General features: G+C 46.3%; 20 protein-coding genes and 1 pseudogene. 10 read left to right on the forward strand and 11 right to left on the reverse strand.

The genetic code is table 11. The annotated features are described in order from the left end of the window. Nucleotides 1–22 precede the first annotated feature (22 nt). A complete protein-coding gene (locus RO21_RS00325; protein WP_047975807.1) occupies nucleotides 23–475 on the reverse strand; it encodes a DIP1984 family protein in 453 nt (150 codons plus the stop codon). 104 nt (nucleotides 476–579) lie between these two features. Between RO21_RS00325 and lysM the strand changes: the two genes are divergently transcribed. The 6 genes from lysM to cysE all read left to right on the forward strand — a co-directional run bounded on the left by lysM (nucleotide 580) and on the right by cysE (nucleotide 5,527). Beyond that, entirely contained in the window at nucleotides 580–1,023 is a 444-nt protein-coding gene (gene lysM, locus RO21_RS00330) for a peptidoglycan-binding protein LysM (protein WP_047975808.1), read from the forward strand. A gap of 202 nt (nucleotides 1,024–1,225) precedes the next feature. Beyond that, on the forward strand, nucleotides 1,226–2,524 hold the full coding sequence (gene tig / locus RO21_RS00335) for a trigger factor (protein ID WP_047975809.1): 1,299 nt from the start codon (nucleotides 1,226–1,228) through the stop codon (nucleotides 2,522–2,524). A 128-nt stretch (nucleotides 2,525–2,652) separates the two neighbouring features. Further along, a complete protein-coding gene (locus tag RO21_RS00340; RefSeq protein ID WP_047975810.1) occupies nucleotides 2,653–3,105 on the forward strand; it encodes a rhodanese-like domain-containing protein in 453 nt (150 codons plus the stop codon). A 24-nt stretch (nucleotides 3,106–3,129) separates the two neighbouring features. After that, nucleotides 3,130–3,633, forward strand: coding sequence for a protein-export chaperone SecB (gene secB / locus RO21_RS00345; protein WP_047975811.1), 504 nt, complete (start codon nucleotides 3,130–3,132; stop codon nucleotides 3,631–3,633). A gap of 63 nt (nucleotides 3,634–3,696) precedes the next feature. Further along, nucleotides 3,697–4,707, forward strand: coding sequence for an NAD(P)H-dependent glycerol-3-phosphate dehydrogenase (gpsA, locus tag RO21_RS00350; RefSeq protein WP_047975812.1), 1,011 nt, complete (start codon nucleotides 3,697–3,699; stop codon nucleotides 4,705–4,707). A gap of 1 nt (nucleotide 4,708) precedes the next feature. Continuing rightward, nucleotides 4,709–5,527 (forward strand): serine O-acetyltransferase, encoded by an 819-nt coding sequence (gene cysE, locus RO21_RS00355; protein ID WP_047975813.1) that lies wholly within the window; start codon nucleotides 4,709–4,711, stop codon nucleotides 5,525–5,527. Between the two features lie 168 nt (nucleotides 5,528–5,695). On the opposite strand, the gene rpe is transcribed toward cysE, so the two are convergent. The 10 genes and pseudogenes from rpe to RO21_RS00405 form a co-directional block, all read right to left on the reverse strand. After that, entirely contained in the window at nucleotides 5,696–6,373 is a 678-nt protein-coding gene (rpe, locus tag RO21_RS00360; protein ID WP_047975814.1) for a ribulose-phosphate 3-epimerase, read from the reverse strand. 116 nt (nucleotides 6,374–6,489) lie between these two features. After that, nucleotides 6,490–7,088, reverse strand: a pseudogene (locus RO21_RS00365) (HI_0552 family protein). A gap of 82 nt (nucleotides 7,089–7,170) precedes the next feature. Beyond that, complete coding sequence (ompA, locus tag RO21_RS00370) at nucleotides 7,171–8,322, reverse strand: porin OmpA (protein ID WP_047975815.1); 1,152 nt, start codon at nucleotides 8,320–8,322, stop codon at nucleotides 7,171–7,173. A 223-nt stretch (nucleotides 8,323–8,545) separates the two neighbouring features. Further along, a complete protein-coding gene (gene rpoC / locus RO21_RS00375) occupies nucleotides 8,546–12,829 on the reverse strand; it encodes a DNA-directed RNA polymerase subunit beta' (RefSeq protein ID WP_047975816.1) in 4,284 nt (1,427 codons plus the stop codon). A gap of 152 nt (nucleotides 12,830–12,981) precedes the next feature. After that, a complete protein-coding gene (rpoB, locus tag RO21_RS00380) occupies nucleotides 12,982–17,010 on the reverse strand; it encodes a DNA-directed RNA polymerase subunit beta (RefSeq protein ID WP_047975817.1) in 4,029 nt (1,342 codons plus the stop codon). A 329-nt stretch (nucleotides 17,011–17,339) separates the two neighbouring features. Then, nucleotides 17,340–17,708 (reverse strand): 50S ribosomal protein L7/L12, encoded by a 369-nt coding sequence (gene rplL / locus RO21_RS00385; protein WP_047975818.1) that lies wholly within the window; start codon nucleotides 17,706–17,708, stop codon nucleotides 17,340–17,342. Nucleotides 17,709–17,762: 54 nt separating this feature from the next. Next, the gene (gene rplJ / locus RO21_RS00390) at nucleotides 17,763–18,254 is read right to left on the reverse strand and encodes a 50S ribosomal protein L10 (protein ID WP_047975819.1); all 492 of its coding nucleotides are present in this window, start codon (nucleotides 18,252–18,254) and stop codon (nucleotides 17,763–17,765) included. Between the two features lie 440 nt (nucleotides 18,255–18,694). Continuing rightward, entirely contained in the window at nucleotides 18,695–19,417 is a 723-nt protein-coding gene (locus tag RO21_RS00395; RefSeq protein WP_047975820.1) for a 1-acylglycerol-3-phosphate O-acyltransferase, read from the reverse strand. Between the two features lie 10 nt (nucleotides 19,418–19,427). Further along, a complete protein-coding gene (hemB, locus tag RO21_RS00400) occupies nucleotides 19,428–20,453 on the reverse strand; it encodes a porphobilinogen synthase (RefSeq protein WP_047975821.1) in 1,026 nt (341 codons plus the stop codon). A 79-nt stretch (nucleotides 20,454–20,532) separates the two neighbouring features. Then, nucleotides 20,533–22,176: a ShlB/FhaC/HecB family hemolysin secretion/activation protein gene (locus RO21_RS00405; protein ID WP_084724220.1), complete on the reverse strand. Its 1,644-nt coding sequence runs from the start codon at nucleotides 22,174–22,176 to the stop codon at nucleotides 20,533–20,535. Between the two features lie 155 nt (nucleotides 22,177–22,331). On the opposite strand from RO21_RS00405, the gene lptM reads away from it, so the two are divergent. From lptM to hfq, 4 genes are all read left to right on the forward strand, one after another. After that, entirely contained in the window at nucleotides 22,332–22,445 is a 114-nt protein-coding gene (gene lptM, locus RO21_RS12355; RefSeq protein WP_047975822.1) for an LPS translocon maturation chaperone LptM, read from the forward strand. A 69-nt stretch (nucleotides 22,446–22,514) separates the two neighbouring features. Continuing rightward, complete coding sequence (gene lysA, locus RO21_RS00415) at nucleotides 22,515–23,771, forward strand: diaminopimelate decarboxylase (RefSeq protein WP_047975823.1); 1,257 nt, start codon at nucleotides 22,515–22,517, stop codon at nucleotides 23,769–23,771. Nucleotides 23,772–23,850: 79 nt separating this feature from the next. Then, nucleotides 23,851–24,825: a tRNA (adenosine(37)-N6)-dimethylallyltransferase MiaA gene (gene miaA, locus RO21_RS00420; RefSeq protein WP_241482338.1), complete on the forward strand. Its 975-nt coding sequence runs from the start codon at nucleotides 23,851–23,853 to the stop codon at nucleotides 24,823–24,825. 32 nt (nucleotides 24,826–24,857) lie between these two features. Then, on the forward strand, nucleotides 24,858–25,139 hold the full coding sequence (hfq, locus tag RO21_RS00425; RefSeq protein WP_047975825.1) for an RNA chaperone Hfq: 282 nt from the start codon (nucleotides 24,858–24,860) through the stop codon (nucleotides 25,137–25,139). Nucleotides 25,140–25,146: the final 7 nt, after the last annotated feature.

Below are 25,146 nucleotides of genomic sequence, written 5' to 3' on the forward strand. Positions count from 1 at the left end.
TAACCTGAAAACGCCTAATACATTATAAATTGTTCAGCCAGTTTGCCTGCTGAATTTGAGTATCCAGTAGGCGATGCTGCTTAGCAACCTCGTCTGCCCGTTGGCGAATTTGCTTAATATTGACAGCGGCGAGGGATTTAATTTCACTGCGGCTATAACGGGATTGCTCCGGCATTGCGGCATTGGCGAGGCTGATTAAGGTGGAATGATAGGCTTTGAGGCGATCCCGTTCCGCCAATGCCGCCACCATCATTGTACCGTCTTCAAGCTGAATGCGGTTGTTGGCAAGGTTGATTTTAACAATCAACGCAGAGAGCTGTGCCGCCGCTGTTGAATATTCATCAAGCAATATTGCTGGATCTTCGGCGGGCTGCTCGCCCTCCTGGTATTGTGCATTTTGTTGCAACCGTTGATTGAGTTGTGCCAATCGGCGTTGTAAGTCTGCCCGTTCTATCAGGGCTTCGGCAAGTTTCATTGATTTTCTCTTTGTGAACTTCTTTATAATCGGTTACTCTAATGCACGGATTGGGCAATTTCAATCTAAAAAACGACTATTTACATTTATAAGAGGAGTTTAAAATGGGTTTATTTGATTTCGTGGCAGACATCGGTCGCAAAGTGTTTAACAAGCCGGAAGAGGCATCAAAAGCTGTTACCGAGCATTTGGCAGAAGATAATCCGGGCGTGCAAGACGTGAATGTCGTGGTTGAAAACGGCACGGCAACGATCAGCGGTGTTGCCTCCAGTGCAGCGGCGGTTGAAAAAGCGGTACTTATGGCAGGCAACATTGCCGGCATCAATAACGTCAATATTGACGGTGTAGAAATTGCCAACGGCGAACAAGTTGCAGGCGAAGATGAGTTTTATGTGATCGAAAAAGGCGATACTTTATGGAAAATCGCCGAGAAAGCCTACGGTAACGGTGCAAAATACACGGCGATCGTTGAGGCAAACAAAGAAGTGATTAAAGACGCAGACAAAATTTTCCCGGGTCAAAAAATTCGTATCCCGAAAAGCCTTTAATCTGAATTGATCGCCAAGTGGAAAGCGGAATCTATTCCCTTTCCACTTTTTATTTTCAAAAGCGAGTGAAATTTAAGCATAACCGTCAAGAATAATGCGCTTTCCGCACCAGCATACCAAAAGCACTCGACAGAAAGCTGACGGAACGTTACAATTTCTGCCTATTTTTTATCTGAATACTATAATCTAATCGAGGTTTAGAATGTCATTTTCTCTTGAAACATTAGAAGGCTTACAACGCCGTGCCACTCTTACTGTTGCAGCCGACAAAATTGAAGCGGCTTACAAAGAACAACTAAAAGGCTATGCCAAAAACGCCCGTGTTGACGGTTTCCGCAAAGGTAAAGTGCCGCACAGCATCATTGAACAACGTTTCGGTTTAAGCGCACGCCAAGATGTGTTATCCGATGAAATGCAACGTGCATTTTTTGAAGCGGTGATCGGCGAAAAAATCAACCTTGCCGGTCGTCCGACTTTCACCCCAAATAACTATCAGCCGGGTCAAGATTTCACATTCACGGCGACCTTTGAAGTCTTCCCTGAAGTTGAATTAAAAGGCTTAGAAAATATTGAAGTGGAAAAACCAGTTGTCGAGATCACCGAAGCAGATTTGGACAAAATGGTTGATGTGTTACGCAAACAACAAGCCACTTGGGCGGAATCACAAGAAGCGGCGAAAGCCGATGATCGTGTAACTATCGACTTTGTGGGTTCTGTGGACGGTGAAGAATTTGAAGGCGGCAAAGCAAGCGATTTCGTCTTAGCGATGGGTCAAGGCAGAATGATTCCGGGCTTTGAAGACGGTATCATCGGACATAAAGCCGGCGAGCAATTTGATATTGATGTAACGTTCCCGGCAGAATACCACGCTGAAAATTTAAAAGGTAAAGCAGCGAAATTTGCGATTACCTTGAAGAACGTCGAAAATATGGTATTGCCTGAATTAACCGAAGAATTTGTGAAAAAATTCGGTAATGCAAAATCCATTGAAGAATTGCGTGCGGAAATCAAGAAAAATATGCAACGTGAGTTGAAAAATGCGGTAACTAACCGTGTGAAAACCCAAGTAATCAACGGCTTACTGGCACAAAATGAAATCGACGTACCGGCAGCAGCCGTTGCAGAAGAGATCGAAGTATTACGCAACCAAGCGGTACAACGCTTCGGCGGTAAACCGGAAATGGCGGCGCAATTACCGGCAGAATTATTTGAAGCGGACGCTAAACGCCGTGTTCAAGTCGGCTTATTACTTTCCAGCGTCATCGGCACAAACGAATTAAAAGTCGATGAAAAACGTGTGGAAGAGACTATCGCTGAAATCGCTTCCGCTTACGAACAGCCGGCAGAAGTGGTTGCTCACTATGCGAAAAACCGCCAATTAACCGACAATATCCGCAATGTTGTGTTAGAAGAACAAGCGGTTGAAGCGGTATTGGCAAAAGCGAAAGTAACGGAGAAAACCGCCTCTTTCGATGAAATTATGGCACAACAAGCTGCCTAATTAAGTGTATTATCGGGCGTTAAGCCCGATAATCGTGTCTTTGATTTAATGCAAGCGCTCGGTTCTCAGCATACATTTGCAAATTATGGCTAACGACTGACCGCTTGCTTACCCACAGCGAGCATATGATGGAAGATCTTACATTCGCTCAACAAATTCAGCAATTCGCTGCCAATCACACAATTATGGTGGTGGCGTGGGTGGCTTTATTTGTGGCGGTCATCATCAATATCTACAAAGGTATCACCAGTAAAATCAGCATCATTGATAACACACGGGCAACCCTGCTCATCAATAAAGAAGATGCGGTAGTGCTTGATGTCCGTTCCGATGATGAATTTAAACACGGGCATATTATTGAGAGCGTGCATCTATTGCCGAGCGATATTAAAACCAACAAGTTGCAAGCGATTGAAAAATATAGAGATCGCGCGGTTATCATTGCCGATAACAACGGTTTTAGCGCGGCAAGTTTGGCAAATGCGTTGGCAAAACAAGGCTTTAGCAACGTCTATGCCCTCAAAGAAGGGATTGCCGGTTGGCGTGGTGCGAACCTCCCTTTAGTCAAAAAACATAAATAAACTTCATTCAATCAAGGATTTATTATGGCAGAAGAAAATCAAGCAGCAGCTCCAGAGGCAACCGAACAAACGCCTTTTGAACTACAAATCCAACGTATTTACGTCAAAGACGTGTCATTTGAAGCCCCAAATTTACCGCATATTTTCCACCAAGAGTGGAAACCGCAATTAGGCTTTGAGTTAGACACGCAAACCTCGCAAATCAATGAAGAGACCTATGAAGTGGTGCTGCACATTAACGTGCAAACCACCCTTGAAGACAGCAACGATGTTGCCTTTATTTGCGAAGTGAAGCAAGCCGGTGTCTTTACAATCAAAGGCTTAGAAGGCGTACAATTAGCTCACTGCCTTGCGGCACAATGCCCGAACATTCTTTACCCTTACGCGCGTGAATTGATTGCCAGCTTAGTAAACCGTGGCACATTCCCTGCGTTAAATCTCTCACCGGTTAATTTTGATGCGCTTTTCTTGGATTATTTAGAGCGTCAGCAAGCGGAAGAAAATGCCGCTGCCCCAACGGTGAACTGATTGATTTAAAACAATAAGCTAGGTATGCTAAGGCATACCTATTTTTTTAGCTGAGAAAAGAGAATGACTGCAAGCTACACTGCGCCCGTTAGCGTGCTAGGTGCCGGCTCTTACGGCACGGCTCTTGCCATTGCCCTTGCACGCAATGGGCATCCGACTTATTTGTGGGGACATAATCCGCAAAAAATGGCGGTTATTGCCGAAATGCGTATGAACCCGGATTTCTTACCGGATATTCCCTTTCCAAGTGCATTATCGATTGAAAGCGATTTAGCGCAAGCCTTAGCCAAGGCGAAGGATATTTTAATTGTCGTTCCCAGCCACGTTTTTGCGGAGGTTTTGACCCAAATTCAGCCGCTCCTCCGCCCCGATCATCGCATTATGTGGGCAACCAAAGGGTTAGAACGGGATACAGGGCGGCTACTGCAAGAGGTCGCTTTGCAAATTTTAGGGCATAATCACCCGCTTGCCGTGCTGTCCGGCCCAACCTTTGCCAAAGAGTTAGCCCAAGGCTTGCCAACGGCAATTTCCCTTGCTTCAACCGATCCGCAATTTGCCGATGAAATGCAACAACGTATTCATTGTGCCAAAGCGTTTCGGGTCTATCTCAATCCGGATATGATCGGCGTGCAATTAGGCGGTGCAATCAAAAACGTCATCGCGATTGGGGCGGGCATCTCTGACGGAATGGGCTTTGGGGCAAACGCTCGCACCGCTTTAATCACACGGGGATTGGCGGAAATCAGCCGCTTGGGCGTTTCTCTCGGTGCAAATGCCAATACCTTTATGGGAATGGCGGGCTTGGGCGATTTAGTGCTGACCTGCACCGACAACCAATCCCGCAATCGGCGCTTCGGGCTAATGCTTGGGCAAGGCAAAAATGCACAAGAGGCAATGCAATCTATCGGGCAGGTCGTGGAAGGGTTTCACAATACCAAAGAGGCTTACTTACTCGCCCAAAAACAGGGGGTGGAAATGCCGATCGTTGAGCAAATTTACCAAATATTATTTTGCGGGAAACAAGCACACGATGTAGTTGCCACGCTACTGGGACGTGAACGAAAAGGAGAATAAAATGCAAGCCGATACACTCGAACACATTTGGCAACATATCCGTACCGAAGCCGAGTCATTGGCAAAGTGCGAGCCGATGTTAGCTAGCTTTTTTCACGCGACTATTTTAAAACACCACAACCTCGGCGGTGCATTAAGTTATATTTTGGCAAACAAACTGGCAAATCCGATTATGCCCGCCATTGCGCTTAAAGAAATTATTGAGGAAGCCTACCACGCCGATCCGAATATTATTTGCAGTGCTGCTTCGGATATTGAAGCGGTACGAACTCGTGATCCGGCGGTGGATAAATGGAGTACACCTCTGCTCTATTTAAAAGGCTACCACGCCTTACAGAGCTATCGTGTAACCCATTATTTATGGCAGCAGGGGCGGCAAGCGCTCGCCATTTATTTACAAAATGAGATTTCGGTCGCATTTGATGTTGATATTCACCCGGCAGCAAGGGTGGGTTGCGGTATTATGCTTGATCACGCCACCGGTATTGTCGTGGGTGAAACGGCGGTGATTGAAGATGATGTCTCGATATTACAAGGCGTTACCCTCGGCGGAACAGGTAAAGAACACGGCGATCGCCACCCGAAAATTCGAGAGGGGGTAATGATCGGCGCCGGGGCAAAAATCCTCGGAAACATTGAGATTGGACGTTACTCAAAAATCGGCGCAAACTCGGTGGTGTTACAACCGATCCCGGAATACGCCACCGCCGCCGGCGTACCGGCTCGGATTATCGGACAATCCCAAAGCCAAAAACCTGCCTTTGAGATGAACCAATATTTCGGTGATATGCACCAAGGGCTAAATGGTGAGGGGATTTAGCCCCTCTACAAGATATTATCTTACAAGTACGCATTGATTCGGAGCAAATCTCTGATAATCGCTTGAAATGCTTATTGCTCATTGCGGGTACGGTCATCTTACAACAAGGTCGGTTTAGCAAGGTCTATCTTATTGCAAAGAACGGCAGAAAACCGACCGCTTGCTTGGCTATCTCACATCAGCCAATTCCGCACGCATTTGGTCAATCACCGCTTTGTAGTCAGGTTGATCGAAAATTGCCGAGCCAGCTACAAACATATCCGCACCGGCTTTGGCAATTTCGGCGATATTATTGATTTTTACTCCACCGTCCACTTCTAAACGGATATTATAACCGCTTGCGTCAATCCGCTTACGCACTTCGGTGAGTTTATTCAATGTTGCCGGAATAAAGGCTTGCCCGCCAAAACCGGGATTAACCGACATTAGCAAGATGACATCGATTTTATCCATCACATAATCCAAATAGCTCAGCGGTGTTGCCGGATTAAACACTAAACCGGCTTTGCAACCGTGATCACGAATAAGCTGTAACGAACGATCGATATGTTCGCTCGCTTCAGGGTGGAAAGTGATGATATTAGCGCCGGCTTTGGCAAAATCGGGGATAATGCGATCCACCGGTTTCACCATCAGATGTACGTCAATCGGGCATTGCACTCCATAGTCCCGTAATGCTTGGCAAATTGCCGGCCCGAAGGTCAAATTCGGCACATAGTGATTATCCATTACATCAAAATGAATTAAATCCGCCCCCGCAGCCAGTACGTTTTGCACGTCTTCGCCTAAGCGGGCTAAATCGGCGGAAAGAATGGACGGCGCAATTAAAAAAGGTTGTTTAGACACAATGAGTTCCTTATGGCTTATTCAAATATGGATGCTAGCCTAGCATATTTACGGTAAAAATTCGGCGATCAAGATCGCAATTTTGCAAATTTTCCGACAAAATCGACCGCTTGTCATTATCGGTGGCAGCTTTCATATAGCTCGGTTAATTCACAAATCGCCTGATAAATAAACGCCACACTATCAATTGTTTCTAACGCCGATTTCTCAATATTTTTCCCAATACGGAAAAAATCCTGCGCATCTTCAAGCATTAAATCGGCTTCGCTCAATACCTTTAATGGACGAAAATTCGCATATTCACTCTCCCGCCCCCGCCATATATCAAACTCTTGATACCGTTTATGATCCATTAACTCAAGCCACTGATTATACTTTGATAATGAAATTTTAGACCGTTCTGCTCGATAGCGATGCCAGTCCAAACTGACAGATAAACGACGCCGATTTAAAATCACCGATAAAATCGCAGCCGAGTCTTGATAATAGACATACTTATAATAGGCAAAAAAATGCGCTCTTACCTGCCAACCATTACACCATTTTTCAATATGTGGCGGCGCAAACGGCTGCCCGAGTTGTTGCGAAACCGTAAGATGCAACGCTTTCCAGATTGTCCAATGCTGTTTATATTTTGCCTTGATCAGCGGAATATCTTCTGGGCAAACTGAAAAAAGGGCAAATTAAATAAATCACAACTACTTTCCGTCAGCATAACATCATATCAACCATAAATAACGTAAAAGGGCTAAGTTCTGTGAACTTAGCCCTTCCTAATAGTTAGCTAACAAGCGCTATTACATAACCACTTGTTTTGAACCTTGTACTTGTACTTCTACACGACGATCCGGTGCTAAACACGCGATTAACGCTTTACGACCTTTCACCGCATCACAAGTGTTGCCTGTTACCGGGTTCGCTTTACCGTAACCTACCGCTGTTACTGTCTCCGGGTTTACACCTTTAGACACGATGTAGTTTGCCACGGATTCCGCACGACGTTGAGAAAGTTTTAAGTTGTACGCTTCTTTACCGATACGGTCTGTGTAACCGTTCACTTGAATTGCCGGAGAAGCTAAACCTAAGTTAGCAATTTCTGCGTGTGCCGCATCTAATGCTTGTGCTGCCGCCGGTTTTAAGCTCGCTTTACCAAAGTCGAATAAGACGTCTGAGCTGAATGCGAAGTTTTTCGTTATCATTTGTGGCTCAGCTACCGGTGCTGCACCTTGACCGAAACGGTAAGTTAAACCTGCACTGACAGAGTGGAAATCCGGGCTATATTTGAAGTTAGTGCCTTCATAACCTGCTTTACGCGCAGCTTTGTCTAAGTTACCTACACGGCTTAACCATTGGTATTCAACACGTGCTGCTAATTCAGGAGTAATGGCGTACTCAACACCTGCACCTAATAATAGAGAGGTTTTTAAGTTGTGTGCTTTGATACGAGAATCGTGCTCAACATTTTTCTGTACATAGTAATCATTACGTACTAATGCCGCACCAACTTTACCGTAAACATCTAAACCTTGTGCCACTTCATAGCTTGGTTTTAAGCTGATATGCGTACCGTGAGCAACGTGTTTCGCTGCACGTTTATCTTTCTCTTCACCTTCAAAAGTGGTATTACCACGCACACGACCGAAGTAGTCATAACCTAACTCAACCGCTAGGTTATCTGCGATTTGGTAGCCGCCGAATACACCGTAGTTTACAGAATTACGGTTAATACCAAACAACTCTGGTGCCTCACTATTTTGATATGATTGCGTAAAGCCTGAACCATAACGTGCGTCATCTGCGTATTTAGAGTTGAATTGTTTCACCCCACCGTGAACGGTTGTCCAACCCGCTTTTGCACCCGCATAGAAAGTGTTTGCTTGTGGTGCCGCTTGTGCCGCAGTTGCTAAGGCTAAACCGGATACTGCTAATGCAATTACAGATTTTTTCATTTTGATGATCCTCTATTAATCGTCATCGAACCAAAGGAAGACGTTAATCAATAACGTCGATCTTTATCTTTTTTCTCTATCCTGAGAAAAAGCGTTATAAAGGTCGCTATTATAACCCATAAAGTATAAAAAATAGCAACCTTTTTTAGTTTTTAGGTTCTATAACCTATTATTTTTTAATCAATTCACAGAAGCAGGGGTTTCCCTACTTCTTATGCAAAGATTACTCCTCGTCCATCTCGATACCGGCATTTAACAATGCCGCAAGATTTTGTGTCGCTTCATCAGCAATCACATTTTGCGTTTCCGCTTCAATCTCTTGTGCAGTGGCAAAAGCCGATGCAGAAGACACCACAGGTGTTTCAATCTTCATTGATTCGCCGGAAAGTCGTTTTTTCGCACGAGCTTGATGGTAGGCAAAACCTGTCCCTGCCGGAATGAGACGACCCACGATAACATTCTCTTTTAAGCCTCGCAGTTCATCACGCTTACCGGCTACCGCCGCTTCAGTGAGTACACGGGTCGTTTCTTGGAACGATGCCGCCGAAATAAAGGATTCCGTTGCAAGAGAAGCTTTGGTAATCCCCAGTAATTCACGTTCAAATTCCACTAACGGTTTGCCTTCTGCCGCACGCTTACGGTTAGCGATTTTAATGCGGGCAACCTCAACTTGCTCACCTTCTAAGAACTCAGAATCGTAAGCATTGGTGATAATCGCTTTACGCAACATTTGGCGGACAATCACTTCGATATGCTTATCGTTAATTTTTACCCCTTGTAAGCGGTAAACTTCTTGCACTTCGTTCACAATGTAATCGGTTACTGCGTGTACACCACGTAAACGCAGAATATCGTGTGGTGTTTCCGCACCGTCTGAGATCACATCGCCACGTTCCACCATTTCACCTTCAAAGACGTTAAGCTGACGCCATTTCGGGATCATCTCTTCGTAAGTTTCACCTTCTGCCGGTGTGATCAACAAGCGGCGTTTTCCTTTGGTTTCTTTACCAAACGACACAATCCCTGAAATTTCCGCCAAGATAGCCGGCTCTTTCGGTTTACGAGCTTCAAATAAATCGGCAACCCGTGGTAAACCACCGGTAATATCTTTAGTCGCTGTTGACTCTTGCGGAATACGGGCAAGGGCCTCACCGACTGCGATTTCCACGCCGTCATTTAAGGTTACAATCGCTTTACCCGGTAAGAAATACTGTGCCGGCACATCGGTATTGTTAAGCAGAATATCGTTACCTTGCGCATCCACTAATTTTAACGCCGGACGTAAATCTTTACCTGCGGTTGCACGCTCACCCACATCTTGCACCACAATAGATGAAAGACCGGTTAATTCATCGGTTTGGCGAGTAACGGTTAAACCGTCCACAATATCGCTGAATTTGATGAAACCGCTTACCTCTGAGATGATCGGCATTGTATGCGGATCCCAGTTTGCCACGATTTCACCGGCATTCACCTCTTCACCGTCGCCTTTTGACAGCACTGCACCGTAAGGTACTTTATAGTTCTCTTTGGTACGACCAAACGCATCTACTACGGTTAATTCGGTATTACGGGAGGTCAAGACAATTTTGCCGTCTTTATTTGTAACAAATTTTGCATTCGTTAATTTAAGCGTACCGGTATTTTTGACTTGAATGCTGGACTCTTTAGCCGCCGCAGATGCCGCACCACCAATATGGAATGTACGCATCGTTAACTGTGTACCCGGCTCACCGATAGATTGTGCTGCAATAACCCCGACTGCTTCCCCTTGGTTGATCAAATGACCACGGGCAAGATCACGACCGTAACATTTCGCACACACACCGAAATCGGTATCACAGGTTACAACGGAACGGACTTTGATAACATCGACAGATTCCGCATCAATCACATCACACAATTTCTCATCAATTAAGGTATTGCGTGGGATAAGTACCTCTTCCGTACCCGGTTTGAATACATCTTCTGCTGCGACACGCCCTAAGACACGATCACGCAACGGCTCTTTCACATCACCACCTTCAATAAGCGGTGTCATTACGATACCTTCGTGCGTACCACAATCGTCCTCAACAATCACCAAATCTTGTGCCACATCTACAAGACGGCGGGTCAAGTAACCGGAGTTCGCCGTTTTTAATGCGGTATCCGCCAAACCTTTACGCGCACCGTGGGTTGAAATAAAGTACTGAAGAACGTTCAAACCTTCACGGAAGTTTGCCGTAATCGGCGTTTCAATGATTGAGCCGTCCGGACGTGCCATCAAACCACGCATACCGGCAAGCTGACGAATCTGTGCCGCAGAACCCCGCGCCCCGGAATCCGCCATCATAAAGATACTGTTGAATGACGCTTGTTTTTCCGGCTCGCCGTGACGGTTAATCACCTCTTCGGTTGAAAGGTTTTCCATCATCGCTTTTGCAACACGCTCGTTCGCCGCCGCCCAAATATCGATCACTTTGTTATAACGTTCACCGGCAGTTACCAAACCTTGATTAAACTGCTCTTGGATTTCCGCTACTTCAGCTTCCGCCGCTTCAATAATCTCATATTTCTGCTGCGGGATAACCATATCGTCAATACCGACCGAAGAACCGGAACGTGCCGCATAAGCAAAACCGGTATACATAATTTGGTCAGCAAAGATAACCGCCTCTTTCAAACCTAAACGGCGATAGGCTTCGTTAATCAATTTTGAAATCGCTTTTTTGCCTAGTGTTTGGTTAAACAGTTTAAACGGCATTCCTTTTGGCGAGATCATCCATAAAATAGCACGACCAACGGTGGTATCAACCAACGCCGTTGAACCGACAAACTCGCCAGCCTCGTTTTTCTCATATTCGGTTACCCGCACTTTAACCCGTGCGTGCAATTCCGCTTGACCGGTGCGATAGGCTTTTTCCGCTTCACGCGGGTCAAGGAAGTACATTCCCTCGCCTTTGCCTTTCACCTTATCCCGTGTCATATAGTAAAGCCCCAATACAACGTCTTGAGACGGCACGATGATTGGATCACCGTTAGCAGGCGATAACACGTTATTGGTGGACATCATCAACGCACGGGCTTCTAGCTGCGCTTCAAGGGTTAATGGCACGTGTACCGCCATTTGGTCGCCATCAAAGTCGGCGTTGAACGCCGCACACACGAGCGGGTGTAACTGAATCGCTTTACCTTCAATCAATAACGGTTCAAAGGCTTGAATACCCAAACGGTGAAGGGTCGGCGCACGGTTTAGTAGAATCGGGTGTTCACGAATCACTTCCGCCAAGATATCCCATACGATCGGATCTTCACGCTCAACCATTTTCTTCGCCGCTTTAATGGTTGAAGCGATACCACGGCTTTCTAATTTTGAATAGATGAACGGACGGAACAACTCCAACGCCATTTTTTTCGGCAAACCGCACTGGTGTAGGTGGAGGTAAGGCCCGACAGTAATCACCGAACGACCGGAGTAATCCACACGTTTACCTAATAAGTTTTGACGGAAACGACCTTGTTTACCCTTAATCATATCCGCAAGGGATTTTAACGGGCGTTTGTTTGAACCGGTAATCGCACGACCACGACGACCGTTATCTAATAACGCATCGACCGATTCTTGCAACATCCGTTTTTCGTTACGCACGATAATATCCGGTGCAACCAAATCCAATAAGCGTTTTAAACGGTTGTTACGGTTAATGACACGGCGGTATAAATCGTTTAAGTCAGAAGTCGCAAAACGACCGCCATCAAGCGGCACTAACGGGCGTAAATCCGGTGGTAATACCGGTAATACGGTCATTACCATCCATTCCGGTTTGTTGCCGGATTGAAGGAAAGCCTCTAATAATTTCAAACGTTTCGTGATTTTTTTGCGTTTAGTTTCAGAGTTAGTTTCTTGTAATTCTTCACGCAACAGTTCACATTGGTGCTCAAGTTGTAAATCTTTCAACAGGGCTTGGATACCTTCCGCCCCCATTTTCGCTTCAAACTCATCGCCCCAGCGCTCTTCCGCTTCCCAATACTGTTCTTCCGTTAATAACTGATTTTTCTCAAGATCGGTCATTCCCGGCTCAATCACCACGTAAGATTCAAAATACAGCACACGTTCAATATCACGTAATGGCATATCTAAAATCAAGCCGATACGGGACGGCAGTGATTTTAAGAACCAAATATGCGCAACCGGGCAAGCAAGCTCAATATGCCCCATACGATCACGGCGTACTTTGGTTTGGGTAACTTCAACACCGCATTTTTCACAGATCACGCCACGGTGTTTTAAGCGTTTATATTTACCGCATAGACATTCATAATCTTTCACCGGTCCGAAAATTCTGGCGCAGAATAACCCATCACGCTCCGGCTTGAAGGTGCGGTAGTTAATCGTTTCCGGCTTTTTCACTTCGCCAAATGACCACGAGCGGATTTTATCCGGTGATGCTAAGCCGATTTTAATCACATCAAAATCATCGTTTGATTTAGATTGTGCTTTTAAAAACTTTACTAAGTCTTTCACGTTTTTGCCCCTGAGTTGAGGTTGTTTTGTTTGGCAAGCAGATGCCTACCCTACGAATTTTATTGCGGATAACAAGCGGTCTGTTTTGCAACATTTTTTGCAAATCCGACCGCTTGCGAGATTCCCCTGCATTAACAGGGATAAGCAAGGAATTAGGCTTCGTCCAATTCCATATCAATCGCTAATGCACGAATCTCTTTCGTAATCACGTTGAAGGATTCCGGCATTCCCGGTTCCATATAATGCGTGCCGTCCACGATGTTTTTATACATTGTGGTACGTCCGCTCACATCATCAGATTTCACCGTGAGCATCTCTTGTAAGGTATAAGCCGCACCGTATGCTTCCAATGCCCACACCTCCATTTCACCGAAACGCTGACCACCGAATTGTGCTTTACCGCCCAACGGCTGTTGCGTGACCAAACTGTACGAGCCGGTTGAACGGGCGTGCATTTTGTCATCAACCAAGTGGTTCAATTTGAGCATATACATATAGCCGACAGTAACTGGACGCTCAAATTTCTCGCCGGTACGTCCATCATATAAGGTGATCTGACCTGAAGTCGGCAAGCCGCCAAGCTCAAGTAAGCCTTTGATCTCACTTTCGTGCGCACCGTCAAACACCGGGGTCGCAAGCGGTAAGCCTTTGCGTAAATTTTGTGCTAAACGCATCACCTCTTCATCGCTAAACGTGCTTAAATCCACGCTTTGCGCACCGTGCCCTAAATCGTAGGCTTTTTGGATATATTCACGCAACTTAGCAATAGATTTTTGCTGTTTGATCATTGCGTTAATTTGATCACCAATGCCTTTCGCCGCTAAACCTAAGTGGGTTTCGAGGATCTGACCGATGTTCATACGAGACGGAACGCCCAACGGGTTCAATACGATTTCTACCGGCTGACCGTTTTCATCGTACGGCATATCTTCTACAGGGTTAATTTTTGAGATAACCCCTTTGTTACCGTGGCGACCCGCCATTTTATCACCCGGCTGGATTTGACGTTTCACCGCCAAATAGACTTTCACTACTTTCAATACGCCCGGTGCAAGATCGTCCCCTTGAATAATCTTGTTACGTTTGATCTCAAGTTTACGCTCAAACTCTTTGCGTAGCTCTTCGTGCTGCTCGGCAAGCTGCTCAAGCTGATTTTGCTTCGCTTCGTCTTCGAGGGTTTGCTCTAGCCATTTTTCACGTGCTAACTTATCCAGAGTCTCTTCTTTCACACCGCCGTCAAGCAATAGGCTGCGTACACGGGTAAATAAGCCGGCTTCTAAGATTTGCAACTCTTCAACAAGGTCTTTCTTCGCCTCTTTAAGCTGCATTTCTTCAATTTCTTTCGCCCGTTTATCTTTTTCGACACCATCACGGGTAAATACTTGTACGTCAATAACCGTACCCGATGTTCCGTTCGGCACACGTAGGGAAGAATCTTTTACGTCAGAGGCTTTTTCACCAAAGATTGCCCGTAATAATTTCTCTTCCGGCGTTAATTGGGTTTCCCCTTTCGGGGTTACTTTACCGACAAGAATATCGCCGCCTTTCACTTCCGCACCGATGTAAACAATACCGGATTCGTCCAACTTGCTCAGTGCCGATTCACCCACATTTGGAATATCGGCAGTGATCTCTTCCGCACCGAGTTTGGTATCACGAGCCACGCAGGATAACTCTTGAATGTGAATGGTGGTGAAACGATCTTCTTGTACGACACGCTCGGAAACCAACATTGAGTCTTCAAAGTTATAACCGTTCCAAGGCATAAAGGCGACACGGATATTTTGACCGAGTGCCAATTCACCGAGATCCGTTGAAGGGCCGTCCGCTAAAATTTCGCCACGCTCCACCGGTTCGCCCAATTTCACACACGGAATTTGGTTGATACAGGTATTTTGGTTTGAGCGGGTATATTTGATTAAGTTATAAATATCAATCCCCGCTTCACCTGCCACGGTTTCGTCTTCGTTCACTTTCACCACGATACGTGAGGCATCAACATACTGGATTGTCCCACCACGTTTTGCCACGACCGCCACGCCGGAGTCAAGCGCAACCGCTTTTTCAATCCCTGTACCGACTAATGGTTTATCCGCTCGTAAGGTTGGTACTGCCTGACGTTGCATATTCGCCCCCATCAACGCACGGTTCGCATCGTCGTGCTCAAGGAACGGAATTAACGCTGCCGCCACAGAAACGACCTGCTGGGTTGAAACGTCCATATAGTGAATTTCTTCCGGACGATATAAACCGGATTCACCGTGTTCACCACGACAGGTAACATAAGTGTCGGTAAAGCGGAAGTCGGCATCTAAGTTTGAGTTTGCCTGTGCGATCACGAAGTTGCCTTCTTCAATCGCAGAAAGATACTCGATCTCTTCGGTAACTTGTCCGTCAACGACTTTACGATACGGCGTTTCTAAGAAACCGTAATCGTTAGTACGGGCATAAACGGAAAGAGAGTTGATCAAACCGATGTTCGGCCCTTCCGGCGTTTCAATCGGACAAACACGACCATAGTGGGTAGCGTGAACATCTCGCACTTCAAAGCCGGCACGCTCACGAGTTAAGCCGCCCGGGCCTAATGCCGAAATACGTCGCTTGTGAGTTACCTCTGAAAGCGGGTTGTTTTGGTCCATAAATTGCGAAAGTTGCGAAGAGCCGAAGAACTCTTTCACCGCTGCCGAGATTGGTTTGGCATTGATTAAATCTTGCGGCGTTACGCCGTCTAAATCGCCTAATGACAGACGCTCACGCACCGCACGCTCAACACGCACTAAACCGATACGGAATTGGTTTTCTGCCATCTCGCCCACTGAACGGATACGACGGTTACCTAAATGGTCAATATCGTCCACTTCGCCACGGCCGTTACGGATTTCGATCAGTTTCTTCATCACACCGATGATGTCATCGTTGCTTAGTACCCCTGACCCAACGCCTTCCGGAATTTCTAACGAACGATTGAACTTCATCCGACCGACCGCTGAAAGATCGTAACGGTCTGTGGAGAAGAACATATTGTCGAACAAGCCTTCCGCCGCTTCTTTTGTCGGTGGCTCGCCCGGACGCATCATACGGTAAATTTCAACTAATGCGCTCAAACGGTCATAGGTCGGATCAATACGTAGGGTTTCGGAAATATAAGGACCGTGATCAAGATCATTAGTAAACAGCACCTCAATTTCGTTGTAACCCGCTTGTGCTAATTTGGCTAAGGTCTCTAACGAAATTTCCGTATTGGAAGGGCAGAGAATTTCCCCTGTGGATAAATCAACGTAATCTTTCGCCGTAACACGACCGACAATATACTCGGTCGGCACTTCAATTTGGGTAATATTATCTTTTTCTAATGCACGGGTATGACGTCTAGTAATACGGCGACCGTTCTCAACATACACTTTACCGTTCGCCTCAATATCAAAGGCAGCGGTTTCACCGACCAAACGCTCCGGCACTAAGGTCATCAATAATTTATTGTCTTGAATATTAAAGACAATTTTGTCGAAGAACATATTAAGAATGTCTTCGGTTGTGTAACCTAATGCACGCAAAATAATGGTTGCCGGCAATTTACGGCGGCGGTCGATACGGGCATACAGGTTATCTTTCGGATCAAATTCAAAATCCAACCAAGAACCACGATAAGGAATAATGCGTGCGTTATACAGCACTTTACCGGAAGCGTGGGTTTTACCTTTGTCGGAATCGAAGAAAACACCCGGACTACGATGTAATTGCGAAACGATAACCCGCTCCGTCCCATTGATCACAAAAGTACCGTTATCGGTCATCAACGGAATTTCGCCCATATAGACGTTTTGTTCTTTAATATCTTTCACCGTGCCGGCTGCCGCCTCACGATCAAAGGAAACTAAGCGCAATTTAACACGCAAAGGGGCAGCATAGGTCGTACCGCGAATTTGACATTCACGCACATCAAAAACCGGCTCGCCTAATTCATAAGAAACGTATTGTAATTCAGTCGCCCCGTTACTGCTGACAATCGGAAACACTGAACGGAATGCCGCTTCTAAACCTTGTTGTCCTTCAGGATCTCTTTGAATAAATTTATCGAAAGAATCAAGCTGAATGGTTAGTAGATAAGGTACGTTCAGAACTTGCGGACGTTTACCAAAGCTCTTACGGATACGCTTTTTCTCGGAATATGAATATGCCATTATAAGATAGCCTTCTGATTTTTATTTGGTTGAATTTTCACAATCCGCCTAAAGACTCGGCAGGAAGTGGCATTAAAAATAGGATACGAGATGTCGTCTTCCAATCAGGGAACAGGGGTCAAAAATCACTACCGCACTGGCGTTTGATTGGGTTAGGAAAGTGGTTTGCAAACTTTGCTCAACAACAAACCGCTTGTTAATTGATTTAAAATCAATAAGTTAGAATAAAATAAAACGACACAAATTTATTCTAAACTTTAAGCAGAAAATGGCTGATGGGAAATCCACCAGCCATCAAGTCTTAGCTAGACTAACAGTTTAATCAAAAATTATTTGATTTCAACTTTCGCACCAGCTTCTTCTAATTCTTTCTTAAGCGCTTCAGCTTCAGGTTTAGAGATACCTTCTTTTAATGCTGCCGGTGCAGACTCAACTAAGTCTTTCGCTTCTTTTAAGCCTAAGCCGGTTGCACCACGTACTGCTTTGATAACAGCGACTTTGTTTGCGCCAGCTTCTGCAAGGATAACATCAAATTCAGTTTTCTCTTCTGCTGCTGCGCCGCCTGCTGCCGGAGCTGCTGCTACTGCTGCCGCTGCTGAAACACCGAATTTTTCTTCCATCGCAGTGATTAATTCAACGATTTCTGATACTGATTTAGAAGCAATCGCTTCAATGATTTGTTCGTTAGTTAATGACATAACAATCAATTCCTAAAGTAAATAAGTTAAACGAGTGAAGAATACGGCGGAAAATTATGCCGCTTCTTGTAATTTGTCGCGTAATGCTGCAAGAGTGCGAACAAGTTTGCCTGCCGCAGCTTCTTTCATTGTGCCCATTAAACGTGCAATTGCTTCTTCGTAAGTTGGTAATGTTGCCAAGAATTCAACATCTTGGATTTTACCTTCAAAGGCTGCACCTTTAAGTTCAAACTCTTTATTTGCTTTTGCAAATTCAGTGAATAAACGAGCCGCTGCGCCCGGATGTTCATTTGAAAACGCAATCAGAGTCGGACCGGTAAACGTATCTGTCAAGCACTCAAAATCAGTGCCTTCAACCGCACGGCGTAATAAAGTATTACGCACAACACGCATTGTTACACCCGCTTCACGGGCAGATTTACGTAACTCAGTCATTTTCTCTACTGTTACACCGCGAGAATCCGCAACCACAGCAGAAAGGGCACCTTTGGCAGCTTCGTTTACTTCAGCAACAATTGCTTGCTTGTCTTGAAGATTTAATGCCATTGGTTTTAGCTCCTGATACACTCTGCACAAGGCAGAATTTACAAAAAAATCTCAAAAAAATCACCGCTTGTTAGGCATCTTTTTGAGGCTAAGGTGTACAGAAGCAGAAAAATCTGTCTGTTCACCATCTACGTAGGTTTTCAATTAAGAAACTGTTCACACAGGTTCACCTACGGTCTTGGACGGGGCTTAAATGGTAAGCACCATCAACATTTGTGCATTGCACAAAAAGAGTGCGAATTATACGTTGGTTTCGATGATATGTAAAGCACATAGATAAAAAGTCCAACATAATTTAAAAATAAAATACCTAGGCTGCCCACACATACGGAAAACTAATTTTACTTCTAGCATTATTCCCTTAATTCATATACTTAGTTAATTTCCCTTCCTAATCTAGTTAAAGACTCATAAGAAATTGACGGCGGGAAAGGTTCATATTATTGACGCTCTAATTCTGCAACTTGTTGATCCAATTCGTCAATTTTGGCTTGCATTACGGCGTGGCATTTTTCGATAAGATCTTTTAAATTATCACGGTTATAGCCTGTGGTGTCGATTGGATCAAGGGTTTCGCAAATCACCACGCCATTGTTCCAGCGGTTTAAATCCACTTTGTTATGTAACGTTGAGCAGACTACCGGCACAATCGGTACGCCGGCGGCAATCGCCGTATGAAATGCGCCGGTTTTGAACGGCAGCAAGCCTCGCCCTCGGCTGCGAGTGCCTTCCGGAAACATCCAAATGGAGATCTGTTGTTGGCGGATAATTTCACCCACTTTATTCATTGTGCTGATGGCACTGCTGCGTTTTTCCCGATGAATCAGCACATTGCCCGTTGCCCAGTACACCAACCCGAAAAACGGAATCCAAATTAGGCTGCGTTTGCCCACGCTCACCGTTCTTGGCGGTACCATTGCCGCAATGGTGAGCATATCGTAGTTATTTTGGTGATTGCCGATATAAATGGCAGGCTGATTAAAGGTCGGCTTAGGGCGGGTTATCACGGTTAAGCCGACCAATTTATGCAGTGAGCCGAACATTCTTGCCACCACGCCGACACTACTCGGGTGTCGAAAACGTGCCAACGCATACAGCGTGCCGACCAAGCAAATGATTATGGCACACACCACTACGGCAATTACACGCAAAAGTTTTAACATCATTTCAATCCTATTCTTTTCCGAAACGTTCTTGATAGAGCCACTCCGCCACCTGTTTGGCAAAATAGGTTAAGATACCGTCAGCACCGGCACGTTTAAAGCAGAGCAGCGATTCCATTACACAGGCTTTTTCTTGTAACCAGCCGTTTTGAATGGCGGCTTGGTGCATCGCATATTCGCCGGAGACTTGGTAGGCAAAGGTAGGCACGCCGAAGGTCTGTTTCACACGGTAAACCAAATCCAAATACGGCATTCCCGGCTTAACCATTACCATATCCGCCCCTTCTTGAATATCAAGAGCCACTTCGTGCAAGCCCTCATTGCTATTTGCCGGATCGAGCTGGTAAGTCTTTTTATCGCCGCCTTTTAAGTTCGCTGCCGAGCCGACGGCATCACGGAACGGACCGTAATAGTGGGAGGCATATTTCGCCGAGTACGCCATAATTTGCGTGTTGATAAAGCCGTTTGCCTCCAATGCGGCACGGATTGCGCCGATGCGACCGTCCATCATATCACTCGGAGCAACAATATCTGCACCGGCTTCAGCGTGAGAGAGTGCCTGCTTGACCAACACTTCCGTTGTAATGTCGTTTAGCACATAGCCTTTATCGTCAATAATGCCGTCTTGCCCGTGAGTCGTGAACGGATCTAACGCCACATCGGTAATCACGCCCAATTCAGGGTAAGCCTGTTTTAACGCCCGCACTGCACGTTGTGCTAATCCGTCCGGATTATAGGCTTCCTCCGCCATTAGCGATTTTTTCGCCTCGCCGACCACCGGAAACAGCGCAATTGCCGGCACACCGTATTTCACCAATAAACCGGCTTCCACCAGCAGTTGATCAATGGTTAAACGTTCCACCTTAGGCATTGACGGCACTGGCACACGTTGGTTTTCGCCCTCAATCACAAATACCGGATAAATTAAATCATCGGCGGTGAGTTTATGCTCGGCAACCAAACGGCGACTAAAATCGTGTTTACGCAAACGGCGTAAACGGCGGTGTGGAAATGAGGCTGAAAGATACTGGGTCATACATCGTCCTTATCAAACGGAATCAGAAAATGGCGGCAGTATAGCACAACCGCCAATGACTTACCCGTTGGTTAAAGTGTTAGAATGTGAAGCTCGCATTCGCATTGATACTGCGCTCTTGCTCAACGCCCTGACGTTGATATAACCGCCCTGTCGCCCATTCTAGTTGCAGTTGCCAGCGAGGGTGAACCGTTTTAATCCCTAACGCATAACCCAACGCCTGCTGGCTGTTCGCACCAATCGCGGTCGTTTTTTGCAACCCGACATCCAGCGCCACATAAGGCTCAATCTGCCATTGATGCCGTTGGTACAACCAACCGAACTGATTTTGTAGCACAATGCTGCGTTCTGCGGATTGTGAAATATCATTAAAGCCTCGCACGGCATAACGACCGAGTAAATCCGCCTGTTTAATCGCCGGCAAATAATTTTGGCTATATTGCCCGATCAAGCGGTGAGATTGACGAAAAATTTGCGATTTTAGCTGATAAAAACGGTTAAATTGCAACTCGGCACGCCAGCGGTTAAATTGTCCCTCCGGCTGATCACGTCCCTGATTTGGCGTAGCATTCCACCACTTTAGCCCTCGTTCATAGTTGAGATCGGTAATCAGCGAGCCGTTTGGAAATAACTGTAAATGATTAAGACCGACTTGAACGGTCGTCAGTGCCGGACTTTGAAAGCCGATAATACTGTCTTGAAAATAGCTTTTACTTTTAATCCGCTCTAACTGCCCATAGATACTGGAAATCGAATTGGCATCACGCCGAAAAGTGTAATCGGTGCGTAATGCCGCCTGCCAAGTATGACCCTTCTGCTGAACGGTATTATGTTGCAACGGAACCGTTGATTTAAACGCCGAGAATGAACCAAAGGTACTAAACGTCCAGTAACCGTAAGGAATCGTATGGAACAACGAGATCGAGCGATTAAAATTATGGCGGTAAGATTTCAGCGTATGAGCGGCATTAAGATAGAGCGTATCGGATAATCCGAGCGGGCTGTCGATATTTACTCCGCCCTTTGCCTGCCAACGCCCCGTGCGTTTTGACGCATAATTATCCAGCCCGATAAAGCCGGTGATACGGGATTTTTCTTCATTGACAAAAGCAAGCTCAATCTCGCCGTTTTTTGCCGGCAGCACATCAACAGTTACCTTACTCCCCAGCATTTTATTTGCCTGATCCAAAGCTTGGTCGAGATCACGAATATTCAACGGCTTGCCTAATTGATTTGGTAAAAGTGTGGCAAAATTCAACCGCTTGCTCTCGCCGGAAAAGCGGCTAATCCGCCCTTCCGTAACCCGCATTATGAGCTTGCCCGACTGATCGTCCTCAAACTGAAACGGATTATACACATAGCCCAACGCTAAATAGGCAGCGGTAATGTCCTGACTGAGACGATTTAATCGCACTTCGTTTAAACACTCACCCGCTTTTGGCGCAAGCGGTGCCGGATCAATCAAATGAAAGCCAACAAAATGGATTTCACTATAAGGCAAGCAGACTTGCGATAAATCTTGGGCAGTTTGGGCAACATCAGCCTGTTGGTACTGATGTTGAGCAACCCAACGCTGTTGCTGGGTTTGCTGGCGTTGCTCGTTTTGTGCTTTCGTTTGCTGTTGGAAGCGGTTAAATTCATTTTGTACCGGCGTTGGCGCAGGTTGCTGATTTGCCACTGCCAACAACGGCAGGCAAGCGAATAAGGTGGGGAGGTGTTTCATAACGGTATCCTAGCATCAATTCATTGTCGCATCATACCGCATAATCGGCAGAGTACGAAGATTAAACGACAAAATCCTACGGGCTTTTTCTTTGCTTGCACCGCACTTCTTCGGTACAATCTCACCGTATTTTACCGATCAAATAAGGAAACAAAATGAAAAAATACGGTTTAATTTTTGCCATTCTTTGCCTCGGTTTGACCGCTTGCGGGGTTAAAGGGCCGCTCTATTATCCGGAAAACGCCCCGCAGCAGACCGACTCTAAATAGCAAGCGGTCAGTTTCTCGCAAAAATTTGCGATCTCATAACGAAAACGTGCAACACAACAGGATGTCAAAATGGATCATTTCAACTATCACAATCAGCAACTGTTCGCCGAAGAGGTTGCCGTGAGCGAGATTATCGCCCAGTACGGCACACCGGCGTATATTTATTCCCGTGCCACCCTAGAACGCCATTGGCACGCGTTTAACAACGCATTGGGCGATCACCCTCATCTGATTTGCTTTGCGGTGAAATCCAACGCCAATATTGCGTTACTGAATGTGATGGCAAAACTGGGGTCGGGCTTTGATATTGTCTCCCAAGGCGAGCTGGAACGGGTGCTAGCCGCCGGCGGCGATCCGGCAAAAATTGTCTTTTCCGGCGTGGCAAAATCCCACCAAGAAATTGCCCGTGCGTTAGAGGTCGGCATTCGCTGCTTTAACGTAGAATCGGTTGCCGAGCTGCAACGGATTAACCAAGTTGCCGGCGAACTGGGCAAAACTGCCCCGATTTCCCTGCGGGTGAACCCCGATGTTGATGCCCATACTCACCCCTACATTTCGACCGGCTTGAAAGAGAACAAATTTGGCATCAGCGTCAATGAAGCCCGTGAGGTGTACCGACTCGCCAAAACGCTGCCGCATATCGCCATTCACGGAATGGATTGCCATATCGGTTCGCAACTCACTGAATTACAACCGTTTTTAGATGCAACCGACCGCCTGATTATCTTAATGGAGCAGCTCAAACAAGACGGCATTCACCTAACCCACCTCGATTTAGGCGGTGGTTTGGGCGTGCCTTATCACGATGAAACACCGCCGCACCCGACGGAATACGCTGCCGCATTACTGGCGAAATTAAAAGATTACCCCGATCTCGAAATTATCTTAGAGCCGGGACGTGCCATTACCGCCAATGCAGGCATTTTGGTCACGAAAGTGGAATACCTAAAGCATAACGAAGATCGCCGTTTTGCGATTGTTGATACCGGAATGAACGATATGATCCGACCGGCACTGTACGATGCCTATATGCAACTTGTTGAAGTCGATCGCCGCCTTGAACGCCCGTCCGCCGTCTATGATGTGGTCGGCCCTATCTGCGAAACCGCCGATTTCTTAGGCAAACAGCGTACACTGGCGATTGCCGAAGGGGATCTCATCGCCCTGCGTTCCGCCGGTGCGTACGGGGCAACGATGTCCTCTACCTACAATTCCCGCCCGCAAGCGGTGGAAATAATGGTGGACGGCAGCCAAGCTCACCTCATCAAAGCCCGTGCCGACTTTGCGGATTTGTGGCGGCTAGAAGCGTTACTGCCAAATAATTAACTTATCAAGCGGTCGGTTACGCCCCATTTTTTGCAATTTTTCTCCGTTATCCGACCGCTTGCCAACAATGAAAAAACGAATGCAAAAACCTCTCGCAATTTTTTTAATGGGCCCGACCGCCTCCGGCAAAACGGATTTAGCCATTCGGCTACGTCAAACCTTGCCGGTTGAAATTATCAGCGTTGATTCCGCGTTAATTTATCGCGGAATGGACATCGGCACCGCAAAACCGAGCCAAGCGGAGCTGACCCTCGCCCCCCACCGCTTGATTGATATACGCGATCCGGCAGAAAGCTACTCGGTCGCCAATTTCCGTGAAGATGCTCTGCGGGAAATGGCAGATATTCAAGCCGCAGGAAAAATCCCCCTGTTAGTCGGCGGTACAATGCTCTATTACAAAGGCTTGCAGGAAGGGCTTTCACCGTTGCCGAGTGCCGATCCTGTACTACGCACGGAAATTGAAGCGAAAGCAGCACAGCACGGCTGGGCGGCATTACATCAAGAGCTAGCCGTTATCGATCCCGTGGCGGCACAACGGATTAACCCGAACGATAGCCAACGGATCAACCGTGCGCTAGAAGTGTTTTACCTTTCTGGCAAAACAATGACGGCGTTAACCGCTCAACAAGGGGAAGCGCTCCCTTACAATATCGTACAATTTGCGATTGCCCCTCACGAACGGGCGGCTTTACACCAACGGATTGAACAACGTTTCGAGAAAATGATCGCTCTCGGCTTTGAACAAGAAGTGCGGGCATTATTCGAGCGAGGCGATTTACACGCCGATTTACCTTCTATCCGTTGTGTCGGCTATCGGCAAATGTGGACATATCTCAAGGGCGAAATTAGCTTTGATGAAGCGATTTACAAAGGCATTTGCGCAACCCGCCAACTTGCCAAGCGCCAAATCACTTGGCTAAGAGGTTGGACGAGTGGGCTAGAGTGGCTTGATAGCTTGGATCCGGACGGGTCGTTTGCAAAAATGATCGAAAAAATTGAGCAAAAGCAAAATGACTGTGGTAATATCAGCAACGCCTTTGGCAACATAAATTAGAAGACTATTATAATATAAGAGGGAACAAAGCAATGGCAAAAGGTCAATCTTTGCAAGATCCATATTTAAACGCATTACGCCGTGAGCGTATTCCTGTTTCAATTTATCTCGTGAATGGCATCAAATTACAAGGACAAATTGAGTCATTCGATCAATTCGTGATTCTACTGAAAAATACGGTCAGCCAAATGGTGTATAAGCACGCAATCTCGACCGTTGTGCCGGCTCGTGCTATTTCGCACAACAATAATGCAAACCACGCTCAACACAGTGCACCACAAGCCCCTGTTGAAGCAGCCGAAAAAGCGGAATAATCCTATC

This window comes from Muribacter muris (assembly GCF_001038205.1).
Classification (GTDB): domain Bacteria; phylum Pseudomonadota; class Gammaproteobacteria; order Enterobacterales; family Pasteurellaceae; genus Muribacter; species Muribacter muris.